14 protein-coding genes are annotated in these 18078 nt (G+C 36.6%); 7 read left to right on the plus strand and 7 right to left on the minus strand.

Annotated elements, in window-relative coordinates:
* The gene (locus WJN01_RS02185) at positions 1 to 4314 is read left to right on the plus strand and encodes a CusA/CzcA family heavy metal efflux RND transporter (protein ID WP_445195521.1); all 4314 of its coding nucleotides are present in this window, start codon (positions 1 to 3) and stop codon (positions 4312 to 4314) included.
* A gap of 2 nt (positions 4315 to 4316) precedes the next feature.
* Positions 4317 to 5450, plus strand: a complete 1134-nt coding sequence (locus WJN01_RS02190; RefSeq protein WP_445195522.1) for an efflux RND transporter periplasmic adaptor subunit — start codon at positions 4317 to 4319, stop codon at positions 5448 to 5450.
* Between the two features lie 17 nt (positions 5451 to 5467).
* On the opposite strand, the gene WJN01_RS02195 is transcribed toward WJN01_RS02190, so the two are convergent.
* The 5 genes from WJN01_RS02195 to WJN01_RS02215 all read right to left on the minus strand — a co-directional run bounded on the left by WJN01_RS02195 (position 5468) and on the right by WJN01_RS02215 (position 11872).
* The gene (locus tag WJN01_RS02195) at positions 5468 to 6397 is read right to left on the minus strand and encodes a M28 family peptidase (RefSeq protein ID WP_445195523.1); all 930 of its coding nucleotides are present in this window, start codon (positions 6395 to 6397) and stop codon (positions 5468 to 5470) included.
* Positions 6398 to 6482: 85 nt separating this feature from the next.
* Positions 6483 to 7226, minus strand: coding sequence for a succinate dehydrogenase/fumarate reductase iron-sulfur subunit (locus WJN01_RS02200; protein ID WP_445195524.1), 744 nt, complete (start codon positions 7224 to 7226; stop codon positions 6483 to 6485).
* A gap of 10 nt (positions 7227 to 7236) precedes the next feature.
* Positions 7237 to 9249 (minus strand): fumarate reductase/succinate dehydrogenase flavoprotein subunit, encoded by a 2013-nt coding sequence (locus WJN01_RS02205; protein ID WP_445195525.1) that lies wholly within the window; start codon positions 9247 to 9249, stop codon positions 7237 to 7239.
* Between the two features lie 12 nt (positions 9250 to 9261).
* Positions 9262 to 9939, minus strand: coding sequence for a succinate dehydrogenase cytochrome b subunit (locus WJN01_RS02210; RefSeq protein ID WP_445195526.1), 678 nt, complete (start codon positions 9937 to 9939; stop codon positions 9262 to 9264).
* A gap of 160 nt (positions 9940 to 10099) precedes the next feature.
* Positions 10100 to 11872 (minus strand): T9SS type A sorting domain-containing protein, encoded by a 1773-nt coding sequence (locus WJN01_RS02215; protein WP_445195527.1) that lies wholly within the window; start codon positions 11870 to 11872, stop codon positions 10100 to 10102.
* 111 nt (positions 11873 to 11983) lie between these two features.
* Here WJN01_RS02215 and WJN01_RS02220 point away from each other — a divergent pair, with 111 nt between their 5' ends.
* On the plus strand, positions 11984 to 13276 hold the full coding sequence (locus WJN01_RS02220) for an aminopeptidase P family protein (protein ID WP_445195528.1): 1293 nt from the start codon (positions 11984 to 11986) through the stop codon (positions 13274 to 13276).
* Positions 13277 to 13333: 57 nt separating this feature from the next.
* On the opposite strand, the gene WJN01_RS02225 is transcribed toward WJN01_RS02220, so the two are convergent.
* A complete protein-coding gene (locus WJN01_RS02225; RefSeq protein WP_445195529.1) occupies positions 13334 to 14656 on the minus strand; it encodes an aspartate kinase in 1323 nt (440 codons plus the stop codon).
* A gap of 114 nt (positions 14657 to 14770) precedes the next feature.
* Between WJN01_RS02225 and WJN01_RS02230 the strand changes: the two genes are divergently transcribed.
* The 4 genes from WJN01_RS02230 to WJN01_RS02245 all read left to right on the plus strand — a co-directional run bounded on the left by WJN01_RS02230 (position 14771) and on the right by WJN01_RS02245 (position 16911).
* Positions 14771 to 15427 (plus strand): hypothetical protein, encoded by a 657-nt coding sequence (locus WJN01_RS02230; protein ID WP_445195530.1) that lies wholly within the window; start codon positions 14771 to 14773, stop codon positions 15425 to 15427.
* A 45-nt stretch (positions 15428 to 15472) separates the two neighbouring features.
* Positions 15473 to 16252: an alpha/beta fold hydrolase gene (locus tag WJN01_RS02235; RefSeq protein WP_445195531.1), complete on the plus strand. Its 780-nt coding sequence runs from the start codon at positions 15473 to 15475 to the stop codon at positions 16250 to 16252.
* Positions 16253 to 16310: 58 nt separating this feature from the next.
* Entirely contained in the window at positions 16311 to 16577 is a 267-nt protein-coding gene (locus WJN01_RS02240; RefSeq protein WP_445195532.1) for a DUF1660 family phage protein, read from the plus strand.
* A gap of 76 nt (positions 16578 to 16653) precedes the next feature.
* Positions 16654 to 16911 carry a DUF1660 family phage protein gene (locus WJN01_RS02245; protein ID WP_445195533.1) on the plus strand — a complete coding sequence of 86 codons (258 nt, stop codon included), beginning with the start codon at positions 16654 to 16656 and terminating at the stop codon, positions 16909 to 16911.
* Here WJN01_RS02245 and thiL read toward each other — a convergent pair.
* Positions 16901 to 17947 (minus strand): thiamine-phosphate kinase, encoded by a 1047-nt coding sequence (gene thiL, locus WJN01_RS02250; protein ID WP_445195534.1) that lies wholly within the window; start codon positions 17945 to 17947, stop codon positions 16901 to 16903. The two genes, WJN01_RS02245 and thiL, sit on opposite strands and share 11 nt — an antisense overlap.
* Between the last annotated feature and the right edge of the window lie 131 nt (positions 17948 to 18078).

An 18078-nucleotide genomic window follows, 5' to 3' on the forward strand; every position in this document is an offset into this window, starting at 1 on the left:
ATGTTAGAATATCTTATAAAATTCAGCTTAAAAAATAAGCTTGTTATATTACTTTTTATAGCCACGGTTATTGGCTTCGGGATTTTTTCCCTGACTCAAATTCCCATTGGTGCCGTACCTGATATTACCAATAACCAAGTGCAGGTTATTACAACTTCAAGAAACTTGTCCACCCAAGATGTGGAACAGTTTATTACCTATCCTGTTGAGTTGGAAATGGCTAATTTACCGGGAGTTGAAGAAATTCGTTCGGTTTCAAAATTTGGTCTTTCAGTGGTAACCATTGTTTTTGAGGACAGACTGGGAACTTATCTTCCGAGGCAGCTCATTGCCGAAAAAATAAAATCAGCCTCCGAAAAAATACCTGAAGGTTTTGGTTCTCCAGAAATGGGCCCCATAACAACGGGTTTGGGTGAAATTTACCAATACATTTTAGATGTAAAACCCGAATTTAAAGACCGCTATTCGGCCACTGAATTGCGCACCATTCAAGATTGGATTGTAAAACGTCAGCTTTCGGGAATTCCTGGAGTTGTGGAAGTCAATACTTGGGGCGGTTATTTAAAACAGTATGAAGTTTCCATAAATCCGCAAAAATTGAAAGCCATGAACATTAGTTACATGGATATTTTTGACGCTTTGGAAAAAAATAACAGTGTTGCTGGTGGCGGTTACATCGAGAAAACCAACAAAGCCTTTTTTATTCGCGGTGAAGGCTTGGTAGACTCGTTAAGCGACATTGAAAATATTGTTGTAAAAAACAAAGGTGTTCCAATTTATATTAAAGATGTTGCGAAAGTTGGCTTTGGAAGTGCCACCCGTTTTGGTGCCATAACAGGGAATGGTGAAGGCGAAAAAGTACTTGGACAAGTTATGATGCTTAAGGACGGTAACTCAAAACAGGTTATTGATGCCGTAAAAGAACGCGTAGCTTCCATACAAAATTCATTACCTGAAGGTGTTTACATTAATGGGTTTTTAGAACGTAGCGAACTAATTGGCAAAACAACATTTACCGTTGCCGAAAATTTAATTTTAGGCTCACTTATCGTAATTTTTGTTGTGGTTTTGCTATTGGGGAATTTAAGGTCTGGGCTTGTTGTGGCTTCAGTAATTCCTTTGAGTTTATTGTTTGCCATTTCATTAATGAACATTTTTGGTATTGATGCAAATTTGATGAGTTTGGGTGCTATCGATTTCGGGATAATCATAGACGGTGCCGTTATCATTGTCGAGTTTATTGCCTTTCGAATAACATCGCAAAGCGAAAAAATAGGCTCACTTTCAAAGTCTGAACAACAAGAAACCGTTGATGCCATCACCCAAAAAAGTGCCTCAAAAATGATGAATTCGGCCATATTTGGGCAACTCATCATTCTTATTGTATTCATCCCCATATTATCGTTAAGCAGTGTTGAGGGCAAAATGTTTAAACCCATGGCACTCACTTTTAGTTTTGCACTCATTGGTGCCATGATTTTCTGTTTAACATACGTTCCGGTTATCTCATCCATGTTTTTAAAACCTAGCAAACAAACGGATAAAAATATATCGGTTAGGCTCATGAAGTTTTTAAATAAACTGTACAAACCATCTATTCATTGGGCCTTAGAACACAAAAAGATAGTCGTGTCGCTCGCTGGTACTTTGTTGGCCACAAGCATCTGGATTTTCACAAGTATGGGTGGCGAATTTGTACCCACTTTAGATGAAGGCGACTTTGTAATCCAGCCAGTTTTAAAAACGGGAACATCATTGGGAAAAACCATTGAAATCACTACAAAAATTGAAAAAATACTTCTAGAAAATTTCCCAGAAGTTGACCAAGTGGTGAGCAGAATTGGTGCCGCCGAAGTACCCACAGATCCAATGAGTATGGAAGAAAGCGATGTGATTATTAAACTAAAACCAAAAGATGAATGGGTTTCGGCAGATAGCAAAGATGAATTAGCCGATAAATTTAAAGAAGCACTCACTGTTATTCCAGGTATGGAAGTGGAATTTACCCAACCTATTGAAATGCGTTTCAACGAGCTTATTACAGGTGTTAGAGCCGATGTTGCCATTAAAGTTTTTGGTGAAGATTTATCGGTTTTGGCCAATAAGGCTGAAGAAATAAAATCGCTCATCCAAAATGTTGAAGGGGCATCAGATATTGTTATTGAAAAAGTTAAAGGCTTACCTCAAATGAGCGTAACCTACAACCGAAGCAAAATTGCACGCTATGGTTTAAACATTTCAGATATAAATCAAATCATTTCTATGGGATTTGCTGGTGAAACTGTTGGCAATGTATTTGAAGGCGAAAAACGATTTGATATGGTGGTACGTTTGGATAAAAACAACAGAACAAATATTGAAAACCTTCAAAATTTATATGTTGATACTCCAAGCGGCATAAAAATTCCATTGAGTGAATTGGCCGAAATAAAATACACCACAGGTCCTGCAAAAATTTCGAGGGACGATACCCGTAGACGCATCGTTGTAGGCATAAATGTAAGAAATCGAGACTTACAATCGGTTGTGGATGATGTTAGAAAAATTATTGAAAGTCAAGTAAAACTTCCTGTTGGCTATAGCATAACTTATGGCGGACAATTTGAAAACTTACAAAGTGCCAAAGCACGATTAATGATAGCCGTACCCATCGCTTTGGTACTTATATTCATTCTATTACACTTTGCATTTGGTTCCATAAAAGAAGCGGCTATGGTCTATTCAGCAATTCCGCTTTCTGCGGTTGGTGGTGTATTATTGTTATGGTTTAGAGGTATGCCATTTAGTATTTCGGCAGGTGTTGGTTTTATCGCTTTATTTGGTATAGCGGTACTAAACGGAATTGTGTTAATTGAACATTTTAAAGAGCTAAAAGAAGCGGGGATTACCAACATTGAAGAACGGATAAAACGAGGCACTGCCGAACGTTTACGACCGGTTTTATTAACAGCGGCAGCAGCAGCCTTAGGCTTTCTTCCAATGGCCATTTCAACCAATGCGGGTGCCGAAGTGCAAAGACCATTGGCTACTGTCGTAATTGGCGGACTTGTTACTGCAACTATTTTAACATTAATCGTTTTGCCTGTTTTATACGCATGGTTCGAAGAAAAAACAGAATTAAAAATGAACAAAAAAATAACGGCATCAGTAATTATCATTTTACTATCGTTACAAATGCAAGCTCAAGATGAACTGCTTACTGTTGACGATGCAATAAACTTAGCGATTGAAAATAATGCGGGTTTAAAATCTTCATCTTTAAAAACAGACGAATCTAAAGCCTTAATTGGCAGTGCTTTTAGCTTCGATAAAACATCGGTTTATTATAGCTATGACAAAAATAATCTTGCTATTAACAACGAACCTTTAAAGGTTTTTGGAGTATCGCAAGACTTTAAATTCCCGACGGTTTATTTCGCTGATAAAAAAGTGAACAAAGCCAAATTCAACCTTCGACAAACCCATCATAATTTAGCTTTAGAAGCCTTGAAACGAGATGTTAGTTCAACCTATACAAATTTGGTTTATGCAAAAAGTAAGGCAAAAACCTATATGGTTTTAGATAGTTTATATCGACAATTTGAGAAGGCATCTCAACGCCGGTTTGAATTGGGAGAAACCAATTATTTGGAAATGATAAGTGCCAAATCAAAACAAAAACAGCTCGAGATGCTTTTTAAACAAGCGCAACATGAAGTTGTTTTAGCAAAGGAGCAATTGAAAAAATTGGTACAAACGGATTCCTTTTCAATAACGGATGAGACCCTTCAAAAGCTACCACTTAAAACCATTTCGGTTGAAAACAACATCGGCCTTTCGATTTACGACAATACCAATTTATATTACAAAGCCTTAAATCAACAGGAAAAACAAAACCTCTTGCCCGATTTGAGCGCCGAATATTTTCAAGGAAGCAACAGCACTTTAAACACTAATATTAAAGGCTATCAATTTGGTTTAAAAATTCCGTTGTTCTTCAGCGGAAATGCTTCAAAAATTAAGGCTACTAAATTGGCCCAAGAAGCATCTGAGGCTGAAAAACAAGATTATAAAATCAAGCTAAATGCCGAATATCAATCGCTAATGGCAAAACTTCAACAGTACGAAGAAGCCATTAACTACTACGACACCCAAGGCAAAACACTTTCAGAAGAAATAATTAAAACTGCCGAACGCACCTTTAAGGAAGGTGAAATTGATTTTTTTCAATACATACAAAGTATAGAGACGGCAACCGAAATTGAGCTGACTTACCTTGAAAATCTTAACGCATACAACCAAACTATAATCACCATAAACCATTTAATTTTATAATAATGAAACGCATATATATACTACTATTTTCGCTTGCCTTATCCGCTTGCGGAAAATCAGAAAAAAACAACGAAACTAATTCTATTGAAGAAGTTAATTCTAACGAAATTGTAGTAACCCAATCGCAATTTGAAAATGAAAATATGCAATTGGGAAAATTAGAAGAACATACCTTCAACACGGGCATAAAAGCTACCGGAACTATTGATGTGCCACCAAAAAATAAGGCTAAAATCAGCACATTTATGGGTGGTTATATTACCAAAACACCGCTTTTGGCAGGTGATAAAGTAAAAAAAGGACAAGTTTTAGTCTCACTTGAAAACCCTGAGTTTGTGGAGTTGCAACAACAATATTTAGAAGTTGCCGAACAACTTAATTATTTAAAGTCTGAATTTAACCGTCAAAAAACACTATTTGATGAGAACATTACATCGCAAAAAAACTTTTTAAAGGCAGAGAGCACTTATAAAAGTAGTTTAGCACATTATAACGGATTACGTAAAAAATTGGCCATGTTAAACATTAATCCAACATCGGTTGATCAAGGAAAATTAACCTCAACCATCAACTTATACTCACCTATTGAAGGCTTTATTACCAAGGTGAATGTGAGTAATGGTATGCCCGTTTCAGAAGCTGATGTGATTATGGAAATTGTTGATACAGACCATATTCATTTAGAACTTTCGGTGTTTGAAAAAGACATTTTACACATTAAAAAAGACCAAAAAATCCTGTTTCAAATTCCTGAATCATCAGATAAAACATTTGAAGCCGAAGTGCATTTGGTTGGCACAACCATTGACGAAACCACTAGAATTGTAAAAGTTCATGGGCATATTTTAAACGAGTCTGAAGCCAATTTTATAGTAGGCATGTTCGTTGAAGCAAATATTTTAACAGAAGCCTTTACTGCCCCAGCATTGCCAAAAAACGCTATTCTTGGAGGCGAAGACGGTACTTTTGCCCTAGCTCTAAAGGAGAAGAAAGCGAACAATTATTATTTTGAAAAAATAAAATTAGAGCTTGGTGAAGAAACTGAAACACAAGCTGTTGTTTTAAACGCAAAAGATTTAGAAAACAAGGAAGTTCTTATAAACGGAGGATTTATGTTAGACGGCGGTGGTGAATAGTCTTCAGGACATAAACGCTATAGAGTCATAGCATCGAGCTTTTCAAAAACTGAAATTATTGTTTTTACAGCATCAATGTAGAAGTCTGGATGGATATTTTCAAAATCATCTGTAGGTTCGTGGTAATCTTTGTGGTCTGGCACCCCGAAATACAGAAAGGGGATACGCTTTTTGTAAAAATTAGCATGGTCGGAAGAATAAGTCCAATTATCCTTCCAATCACCATCTTCATGCCCTATTTTAAGTTTAAGTTTACCCGAGCCTTTCGTATTTAAAATTATCTTTTTAAGAAATTGATGATGTTTTGTTCCGACAGCAAAAAGTTCGTTTTCATCACTCCTACTAATCATATCCATGTTCAAGTTTACCTTGATTTGACTTAATTTGATTTTGAGATTGTTCAAAAAATATTTTGACCCGTTGAGCCCTAATTCTTCGGCATCAAAAGCGGCCAGTACTATTGAATGTTTTGGAGAATGCGATTTAAAATATTCTGCAAAACTGAAAAGGGCAGCAACTCCAGATGCATTGTCATCCGCACCATTATAAATCATTCCTTTTTTTACGCCTTCATGGTCATAGTGCGCACTGATAACCATGTACTTATCAGGAAACTCAGTTCCTTTAATAAAACCTAATATATTGGCACCAGAATAGCGCTTATTTTCATTTGAAAAGGAAAAAGGCCGCTCATACTGTTTGTAAAATGGCGAAACACCTAAAGTATAAAATTGATTGACAATATAACTTCTTGCCTTAACTGCTCCATTGCTTCCTGTTCGCCTACCTTCAAAAGCATCAGATGACAACGCTTGAATGTGCTTTAATAGCTTTGTTTTACTGAATAATGAATCTTTTTTTAGATCAATTGACTCGATTGTTTGAGCCTTAATATTGACACATGACAAAAAAAAGTAAATTATTAGAAGGTATATAGTTCTGTTCATCAGTTTCTTAATATAAAACCAAATCTATAAAAAAACCCAAGCAAATGCTTGGGTTCATGTTTTTTTCGATGAAAAACAGCAAATATTAAGAAATTGCAGCTTTCATTAATTCTCGATTCATTCGGGCAATATTCTCTAATGAAATGCCTTTAGGACATTCAATCTCGCAGGCTCCAGTATTGGTACAGTTACCAAATCCTTCCAAATCCATTTGCGCAACCATGTTCTTAACACGGTCGGCAGCTTCAACTTGCCCCTGTGGCAACAACGCGTATTGCGAAACTTTTGCACCAACAAATAGCATGGCACTTGAGTTTTTACACGTTGCAACGCATGCACCACAACCAATACAGGTTGCTGCATCCATAGCCTCGTCTGCTGCATGCTTTGAAATTGGAATGGCATTAGCATCTTGAGTGTTACCGGATGTGTTTACAGAAATGTAACCTCCTGCCTGTTGAATACGCTCAAAAGCGCTTCTATCAACAACCAAATCCTTTATAACTGGGAACGCTTTTGCTCTAAATGGTTCAATCGTTATGGTATCACCATCTTTAAACATACGCATGTGTAACTGGCAAGTTGTAACGCCACGGTCTGGGCCATGGGCCTCACCATTTATATACATGGAACACATACCACAAATACCTTCACGGCAGTCGTGATCGAACGCCACGGGCTCTTCACCTTGTCCAATTAATTGTTCGTTCAAAACATCCATCATTTCTAAAAAAGACATATGTTCTGAAATATCTGTAACTTTATAATCGACCATTTGACCCTTTGCATTTGAGTCTTTCTGTCTCCAAATTTTAAGTGTTAAATTCATAATGTCAATCTTATTTGTATGAACGTTGTTTTAGTTCAATATCTTTAAACTCTAATTCTTCTTTGTGTAGAACAGCATCTGCAGGTTCACCTTTATATTCCCAAGCTGCAACAAATGCAAAATTTTTGTCATCACGTTTTGCTTCACCTTTTTGCTCTCCACTTTCTTCAACAGACTCTTCACGGAAGTGTCCACCACAAGATTCATTTCGCATTAAAGCATCTTTTGCGAACAATTCCCCTAATTCCAAGAAATCTGCAACACGGCCAGCTTTTTCCAATTCAGGATTCATTTCGTTGGCATTTCCTGGAACTTTAACTTCTTTCCAGAATTCTTCACGAATTTGCTTTATTTCAGCCATAGCTTCCTTCAAGCCTTTTTCGTTACGAGCCATACCAACTTTATCCCACATTACTTTTCCTAAACGCTTGTGGAAATAGTCAACAGATTTTGTTCCTTTATTATTAACGAAGAAATCAATTCTGTCCTTTACAGCCTTTTCAGCTTCATCAAATTCTTTAGAATCCGTTGGAATTTTTCCAGTTCTTATATCATTTGATAAGTAATCGCCAATCGTGTATGGCAACACAAAATAGCCGTCAGCCAAACCTTGCATTAACGCCGAAGCACCAAGTCTGTTGGCTCCATGGTCCGAAAAGTTGGCCTCACCAATACAGTAACATCCGGGAATGGTTGTCATTAAATTATAATCTACCCAAATACCACCCATCGTGTAATGTGTTGCTGGATAAATCATCATTGGCGTTTTATATGGGTCTTCGTCAACGATTTTCTCGTACATCTGGAACAAGTTTCCATACTTTGCTTCAACTATTTTTTCACCTAGCTCAATGATTTTTTCTTTAGATGGATTTGAAATGCCATGAATCTTGGCTTGCTCCTTTCCATATCGTTCTATGGCCGAGGCAAAATCCAAATAAACCGCTTCACCCGTTGCATTAACACCATAACCAGCATCACAACGTTCTTTTGCAGCACGAGATGCTACATCCCGAGGCACCAAGTTACCAAAAGCAGGATATCTTCTTTCCAAATAGTAGTCTCTATCTTCTTCAGGGATTTGAGTTGGTTTTAATTTTTTCTCTCTAATGGCCAGCACATCTTCCATTTTCTTTGGTACCCAAATACGCCCATCGTTACGAAGTGATTCAGACATCAAAGTCAACTTAGACTGATAATCGCCAGAACGGGGAATACAAGTTGGGTGAATTTGGGTATAACAAGGGTTAGCAAAATATGCTCCCTTTTTATGGATTTTCCAGGCTGCCGTTACGTTACTTCCCATGGCGTTGGTTGAAAGGAAATAAACATTGCCATAACCGCCCGATGCTATTACGACCGCATGTGCCGAATGACGTTCAATTTCTCCTGTAACGAGGTTACGGGCAATAATCCCTCTAGCCTTTCCATCGACAATAACAACATCCAACATTTCATGACGATTGAACATTTCAATCTTACCACGTGCAATTTGACGGTTCATTGCTGAATACGCTCCCAACAACAATTGTTGGCCGGTTTGTCCTTTAGCATAGAATGTTCTTGAAACCAAAACACCACCAAACGAACGGTTGTCCAATAGTCCACCATAATCACGGGCAAAAGGAACACCTTGGGCCACACATTGGTCAATGATATTTGCCGATACTTCAGCCAAACGATATACGTTTGCTTCGCGTGAACGATAGTCGCCACCTTTTACTGTATCATAAAATAATCTGTATGTTGAATCACCATCACCTTGATAGTTTTTTGCAGCATTAATTCCACCTTGTGCCGCAATGGAGTGTGCACGACGGGGAGAATCTTGGTAAGCAAATGCTTTTACATTATAACCTAATTCTGCCAAAGTTGCCGAGGCAGAACCACCAGCTAAACCAGTCCCAACAACAATAACATCAATATGTCGTTTGTTGGCAGGATTTACAAGGTTGATTTTATCTTTATATGTTGTCCATTTATCTTTTATTGGACCTTTTGGTACTTTTGAATCTAAAGCCATTTTTATTTCAGATTAATGGTTAAAATGGTGAACTAATGCAATGATTATAAAGCCTAATGGAATTATAATTGAATATGCCTTACCTAAACTTTTCAATGTTTTTTTCTGACTGGCCGAAGAACCCATTGATTGGAATGCCGAAGTAAATCCATGGGCCAAATGCAAACCCAAAAGCACAAAGGCTATTACATAAGCAGCTACTCGCCAAGCCGGTGAAAATTTATGATGCAATTCTTCATAATATCTAAAACTTTCTGTTCCTTCTATCAATCCAGACATGTCACCTTGTATGTATTTTACATTAAGTTCTGGAATCCAAAAATCTATGAAATGAAGTACAATAAAAGCCAAAATTACAAGCCCACTATAAATCATGTTTCGGCTCATCCAGGTTGAATTGGCAGCACCATTATTTTTGGCATAAGCAACACCTTGGGCTTTTTTGTTTTTTATTTCCAAAACAAAACCCATAACAAAATGAAATACAACACCAAAGATTAAAATGGGTTGCAAAGCCAATTGAACCAATGGATTTGTTCCCATAAAATGGGATAGCTCATTAAATAATTCCTCGCTAAAAAGCGAGGTGATGTTTACTGCTAAATGTATAATTAAGAAAAACATAAGGAAGAATGCAGAAAGTGCCATTGCCACTTTTCTCCCTATCGAAGATTTAAAAAATCCGCTCATTTTTGTAAAGTTAGTTATAATATGCAAATGTAGTTTAGCAACGTGTTTTAGACAAGCTATAAACTGTTAGTTTTTACTATTTAGAATGGTTTTAAAGTAGGTTTTTGTTCAAAAAAAAGCACACTATAAAGTGCGCTTATCCTAAATATCCTAATATTGTTTATTCAACCAATATTTTCTTACTTACCATGGCATTTCCAGAAAAAATATTTATGAAATAAATACCTTTTGAAATAGTGCTTACATCAATTACCTTGATTCTTGGCGCATTCGCCATATCTATACTTAAGATGGCTCTCCCTGCAATATCAAACAACATTGCTTTCTCCAAATTAAAAGCAGATCCATTTTCAATATACAACATGCCTCTCGCAGGGTTTGGGTAAATATTAATTTCATTGGCTATGACTTCTTGTGTTACAATACCTAACGAACAACTGCCTGAGTAATCCGTCATCATAGTTTGTCCGCACATCTGGGACGTAGTACTAAAATTTTGAATGATCCCTGCCGCCGTGGCATTATCACTATTCAAAAATCTTAAATCTTCACCAGCTGCAATAGAAAAATGCATAACATCTCCAGTGTCATCAATAACATGACCCAATTGATGGCCATGACCCAATTCATGAAGGGCTACCGTTTCAAAATCAAAAGCCAAACCAGTTGGATCTGGGCCGTAATTCCACTCAGTATCATTATCAAAAATAACATCCAACTCGGTAACCAAATCCCTTGTATCACCACAAGACCCTGTTGTTGTCCTGCACTGACCCAGCACTCCATCCTCAAGTGGGTTTGTTGCATCATCAAATGCTATGACATTTGTATCATCGATAACACCTTCTTTGATGGTTGTTGCTGAGCCTAAAACCCAATTTATCTTAGTTTCACAACGCCAGGTTTCCATAGCTCTTAAAAAAGACTCTTTTGCTGCTGTATTGGCATCAAACTCCGTATGCATTTGCCAAGTCATTCCTGTACCTTGCGTTCCGAAATGTTGTGGCAAAATAGCGACACCCGCCCTATTATAATTTAGAAGAGCATATGAAACGACCAAGATTTCGGTTGAAACAATTGAGGCAGAAGTGTTATCAGTGACTCTAATGTTGCCCGTACCAGCTTCTGTAGGTACTTCAACCACAATGGTACCATCATCCCAAGACAAAATTTGGGAAGTCAGTGCCTCAACAAAACTTGCTCCTCCGTCATCTGCATTTTCAAATTCAACTTTCCCTGGATTAGCACCAAAACCAGAACCTGTTATTGTTATAGTATCTCCATTTCCTGCCGTAACAGTTAAAGGCTCAACTCCTGTAATAGCAGGTGCTAAAGCTCCACTACTCTTATCTGCTAACAATGCTGACTTAGCAGCGACGTCAAACGAAACCAATTCTTTATATGGTTCTTTTGTAATCGCCGTAATTTGATTATACAAATTATTAGAAATGTTCTTACTCTTCTTAAAAGGGTTAGTGGCTACGTTGTTCAACAAATCATATTTATAAAATCCTTGTAAAGAACTGTAAGCCTTATATTTTTTCAAACTGGATTTAGCATGAGATGCTAATGCAATATTATTATCATAAAGCGTAAACACACCCGTGTCATTTATATTCAACTTTAAACTTGGTGTTATTGTTTGTGTAATAGACTCAATAGTGCCTCCTGGTGTAACAATTTCTATCTGTAAATTTGATTTTCCTTTAAAAGACTTGTAAACCTCAATGGTGTTTATGGTAAGTATTCTGTTTTGTTCCGCATTCCAAACAGATCTTTTTGCTACAACTTTTCCCTCAACAACCAAACTCGATTTATTAATTTGCCTTTCTAAAGACACTTCTTTCAAGACCCCTTGGGCATAAACTGTATTTTCAACCAAAACGAATGAAGCAAATACAGTAAATAATTTGAACAGCACTTTCCCTCTCATGATTTAACAGACTTTGTATTAGAAGATTATCAAATATAATGAAATATGCTTAAGATTTGTTTAATTTTGCTTTAATAAATTATGGAATAACACAAAAAACAAGATTTTTCGATGAAGTACGTACCAATAGATAAATCGCTTTTCGCAAAAAACAGAAAAAAATTCATAGCTCACATGCAAGCCAATAGTTTGGCAATTTTTAATTCAAATGACATCTACCCAATTAGTGCTGACAGCACCATGCCCTTTGAGCAGCACCGTGATATTTTTTATTTAAGTGGTGTTGACCAAGAAGAAAGCGTATTGGTTTTGTTTCCAGATTGCCCAAAAGAAAAACACAGGGAAATATTGTTTCTAAAAGAAACCAACGAGCATATTGCCATTTGGGAAGGCGAAAAATTAACCAAAGAAAAAGCATTTGAAACCAGTGGAATCAAAACAGTTTATTGGCTGCAAGACATGGAGAAAATTCTCTTTGAAATAATGACACAATGCGATACTGTTTACATAAATACCAATGAGCATTACAGAGCAAATGTAGAAGTTGAAACCCGAGAGGCCAGATTCACAAAATGGTTAAAAGAAAAATATCCGGCGCACCGCGTGGCTAAGAGCAATCCAATTTTGCAACGCTTGAGATCAGTAAAAGAGGATATTGAAATTGAACTTATGCAGAAAGCGTGTGACATTACCGAAAAAGGATTCCGTCGTGTTTTAAACTTTGTTAAGCCAAACGTTTGGGAATACGAAATTGAGGCTGAGTTCGTGCACGAGTTTTTGCGAAATCGCTCAAAAGGATTTGCCTATACACCAATAATAGCTTCAGGAAATAATGCCAACGTGCTACACTATGTTGAAAACAACCAGCAGTGCAAGGCGGGCGACTTAATTCTGTTTGACGTAGCTGCCGAATATGCCAACTATTCAAGTGATTTAAGTAGAACTATCCCTGTTTCTGGCAGGTATTCCGAAAGGCAAAAAGCGGTTTACAACGCCGTATTAAGAGTGAAAAATGAAGCCACAAAAATGCTGGTTCCTGGAACCCTTTGGGCCGACTACCATATTGAAGTAGGCAAAATTATGACCAGTGAACTTTTAGGCCTTGGACTTTTGGATAAAGCCGATGTAAAAAATGAAAATCCAGATTGGCCAGCCTATAAAAAATACTTCATGCACGGCACATCACACCATATTGGCCTGGACACCCATGACTATGGCATTTTAACAGAACCCATGAGAGCCAACATGATTTTCACGGTTGAACCCGGAATTTATATTCCTGAGGAAGGTTTTGGCATAAGGCTCGAAGACGATGTTGTCATTCAAAAATCGGGAGAGCCATTTAACCTGATGCGAAACATACCCATTGAAGCAGAAGAAATTGAAGATATCATGAATTCATAGAAATAAAAAAGGGTCGTTTAAAACGACCCTTTTCGCTATCAATACTAATATTGTAATTTATAGAGTGACTAATTCAAATAAATAATCGTTTAGTTTTTGTAGCGTATTAATTTTATCTTTTGAATCTATCAATAATGATATATTGTTTTTGCTTCCACCATAAGAAATCATCCTAATTTTTACATCTTGTAAAATTTGAAACAATTTGTAAGTATCTTGATGGTTTACAACAGAGTGGCCAACCAAACAAACAATGCTTTGGTTTTTATCAACTTCAATAGTTGCAATTTTTTCAAGTTCGAGCAAAATTTTATTTAAATTTCTGTCATCATCAATTGTTAAAGAAACAGCCACCTCAGAAGTGGTAATCATATCAATTGATGTTTTATGGACCTCAAAAATTTCAAAAACTTTCTTCAAGAAACCATGGGCTTGCAACATACGAGCTGATTTTATTTTGATAGCCGTAATGCCATCTTTAGCAGCTATGGCTTTGATGCCATTTTCAGTAGTTTCACTAGAGATTAATGTGCCGTGGGCTTCTGGATTCATCGTGTTTTTTAATCGCACAGGAATATGATCCTCTCTTACAGGAGTAACCGTTTGTGGGTGTAATATTTTTGCACCAAAGTATGCCAACTCGGCCGCTTCATCAAATGATAGATTTGAAATAGGCTTCGTGTTTTCAACATATCTTGGATCATTGTTGTGCATTCCATCAATATCAGTCCAAATCTGCACTTCTTCAGCTTTTATTGCAGCACCAATAATTGTTGCCGTATAATCACTGCCTCCACGTTGCAGATTTGAAATCTCGTCTTGGTCATCCAAGCAAATAAACCCTTGGGTAATGTAAATTTCTGAATCCTCAGTATTATCATAAACAACTTTAAACTTTTCCTTAATCGAATCCAAAGCAGGTTCTTTGAACGCATCAATTCTCATAAAATCCAATGCTGGAAGTAATGCAGAGCTAATTCCTTCTTGTTTCAAAAAGCTATTGAACATATAGGTTGAAAGGAGCTCACCTTGTGCAACTATAAGGTTTTCTAAAGTTTGTGAAAATGACTTATAAGTACTTTCCACCAACAAATCAAAAACGTTAGAAACATAAGCCCTTACATCCTTGTTAAGATTGGCGTTGCTAAGCAAGTTATCGATAGTAGAAAAATAACTTTCATGAAGTTTATTGATTTTCTCAATTGCCTCATTGGGGTTTCCGTCATTAATATCTTGGGCTATGGCAACAAGTTGGTTTGTTGTACCAGACATAGCCGAAAGCACCACAATCTTCTTTTCACCATCATTAATAATGTTCTTAACATTGTTCATGTTTTCAACTGACCCAACCGATGTTCCACCAAACTTTAATACTTTCATTTCCATTAATTTGAGCGACAAAAGTATTATTCATTTTCATAACGACTATGTTTATTAAAAAAAATGTTTATTTTTACACAGAATGTTAAATAATTAACATATAATATTTAGGAAATGAAAACCGTATCGAATTGTGTTGAAGATATTTTGATTGCCCAACCATATTTGGAAGAAGCACTCTCTAGAAACATTATAAACTTTAGCGCATTGGCCATTGAGCTTACAGAGCCCATAAGTAAGATGCTTAAAAAGGATGTAAAACCTGGAGCTATTATGATGGCTTTAAGGCGCTATAACCCACCGGTGGCTTTGTCGAATTCCATTAAAATGAAAAAGGTTATCCAAAATTTGGGAGATATAACGGTGCGCTCGAATTTAACGGATTTTACAGTGAAAAATTCTGAAACCATAATAGATAATCATGCCAAAATTTTAGAACGGATTAACCAAGAGTCTAAACTGTTTTACACGTTTACACGGGGCATTCATGAAAGCAATATTATTGTTTCCAGCAGCATAAATGACTTTATTAAAGAAGCCTTGAATAACGAAAAATTGTTGGCCATGCAAGACGGCTTATCTGCCATTAGCATTAACCTCCCACAAGACAACTCTAAAATTGCTGGTTTGTATTACCATTTCTTTAAGCGTTTGGCGTGGGAAGGCGTTGTACTTTATGAGGTTCTTTCTACAACCAACGAATTCACTATTTTGGTTGAAGATGAGTTTGTTGACAAAGCTTTTGCCGCCATAAAAAAGGTGAAATCTTAGTTTTTTAGGTACTTTGATTTTATCTTTGTCGCAGATAAATTGCCCATGGTTTTAGAATACAAAGGCACCAACATTTTTTATACCGATGCAGGCAAAGGTGAAGCTGTAGTTTTACTGCACGGCTTTTTGGAAAACTCATCTATGTGGGAACCTTTCATCTCAACGCTCACCAAAAACAACAGAGTCATTTGTATTGATTTATTGGGCCATGGAAAAACCGGGTGTTTGGATTATGTACACACCATGGAACTCATGGCAGAGGCCGTAGAAGCTGTTCTCAAAAAACAAAAAATTAGACGCTCCATTCTTGTTGGGCACTCCATGGGTGGTTACGTTTCCCTAGCATTTGCCGAGAGAAACCCAGATGCGGTAAAAGGATTATGCCTCATGAATTCTACCGCTAGAGCCGATACTTCAGAAAAAAAATTGAACAGAGACCGTGGCATTTTAGCCGTAAAGCATAACCATAAAACGTTTATCCGTATGGCCATAACAAATCTCTTTAGGCCAAAAAATAGAACTCTATTTTCACCAGAAATTAAAAAGGTTATCCAAGAGGCTCAAAAAACGCCTCTACAGGGTATTATAGCAGCTTTGGAAGGTATGAAAATTAGAGTGGATAGAGAGGCTCTTCTACATTTTACCCCATTTAAAAAAATGCTCATTATTAGCAAAAAAGATCCCGCTTTGGATTACGATTCACTTATTGCACAAACAAAAGATACTCAAGTTGAAGTGGCGGAATTTCCAGATGGGCACATGAGTCATATTGAAAATAAAGATGAATTCCTACATATAATTATGCATTTCATCGAAAATATTTAATGTTTTATCGATTATTTCGTTTTATTTTTTAAATTTAAAGTCCCTAAACACTAAAATCATGAAAAATTCTACTTCTAAACCTACTTTAATTCCTAGAATGTACTGCAATCTTTTTGGTCATGATTATCAAGTTACTAAAAAAGTAACTTACCATGTTAAGGAGTATACCTGCAGACATTGCAAAAAGGAACTGACCACCAACAGCAATGGTAAATTAATAGAGCTTACTCCCAAATTTAAGGAAATCAATGCCATTTTAGAACGCATACACCTCTCTAGGACTGAACGTTTAAAGAAGAAATCGCTCGTTTCATCGATTTACTAACCACTTATTAACAATTTTTCAGCACTTTTTAATACTTTCAAGCTCTCTCTCAAAACGTAATTAATATGTGCAAAACATGAGAAGCATCCATTGTAAAGTATTTGGACATGACATTAAGGAAACCAAACAAGTAACCTATCATGTTAGAGAATATAAATGTAAAAATTGTAACAAAGAATTTACCACAAACAGCAACGGTCGATTAACCGAACTTACTCCAAAATTTAAAGAAATAAACGAGGTTTTAGAACGCGTTCACAACAAACGAATTCTTAGGGCAATTAACAAACAAACCACGTTCAAGCAAGACCATCTGCTCGTCTTTAGTCATTAAAATTTTTCCAACCTTGAGCCTTCAGCGGAATTTTAGTATCTGCTCGAGTAACTAAGTGCGCACCTTCAGTGGCTTCCTTCATATAGCCTATGACCGTTAAATTGGGATTAGCCTTTATTTTTGGGAAATCGGCCTGAGAAATGGTAAATAATAATTCGTAATCCTCTCCTCCATTTAATGCCACCGTTGTACTGTCTATATTAAACTCTTCGCATGTTGAGATAACTTGCGGATCTAACGGAATTTTTTCTTCATACAAATCGCAACCTACCTTGCTATGTTTGCACAAATGCATAATTTCGGAAGACAGACCATCACTAATATCAATCATAGATGTTGGCTTAACCTTGAGGTCTTCGAGCAATTTTATAATATCCTTTCTCGCCTCAGGCTTTAACTGTCGCTCTATTATATAGGTGTACAGTTCTAAATCCGGTTGATTTTGCGGATTAACTTTATATACCTCCTTTTCACGCTCTAGAACCTGTAAACCCATGTAGGCCGCACCCAAATCTCCAGTAACGACCAGTAGGTCATTTGGTTTTGCACCACTTCTGTATGTTTCATTTTGAGGAACCACCTCTCCAATGGCTGTTACAGAAATTAACATCCCACTTGTTGAGCTTGTGGTGTCTCCACCAACAACATCGACACCATAAATTGAGGCTGCAGTTTCCATGCCGGCATACAGTTCTTCCAAAGCTTCTAATGGGAATCTATTGGAAACAGCGATTGAAACCGTAACTTGGGTAGCCTGAGCATTCATGGCATAAACATCTGATAAGTTAACGATAATCGCCTTGTAACCTAAGTGTTTTAATGGCATGTAACTTAAATCAAAATGGACTCCCTCAACAAGTAAATCCGTCGTAACTACAATATTTTTGTCTTTAAAATTTAAAACGGCGGCATCATCTCCAACTCCTTTTAAAGTGGATTTTCGCTTTATTTTAAAATTTTTAGTCAAGTGGTCTATCAGTCCAAATTCCCCTATATCACTTAATTTCGTTCGTTGTTGATTCTTATCTTCTATCATAGGGCAAAAATAAGAAGCTAATTTTGTTTTTAACTCTTTATGAACAAAAATTAGTCAGGTCACTTAAATGATTTTGCATTATAAAACTTCATTTAGTCATCGTCATTGACGGCATTCGTCATCCACAAACC

The organism is Tamlana sedimenti (assembly GCF_038148895.1).
Lineage (GTDB): Bacteria > Bacteroidota > Bacteroidia > Flavobacteriales > Flavobacteriaceae > Tamlana.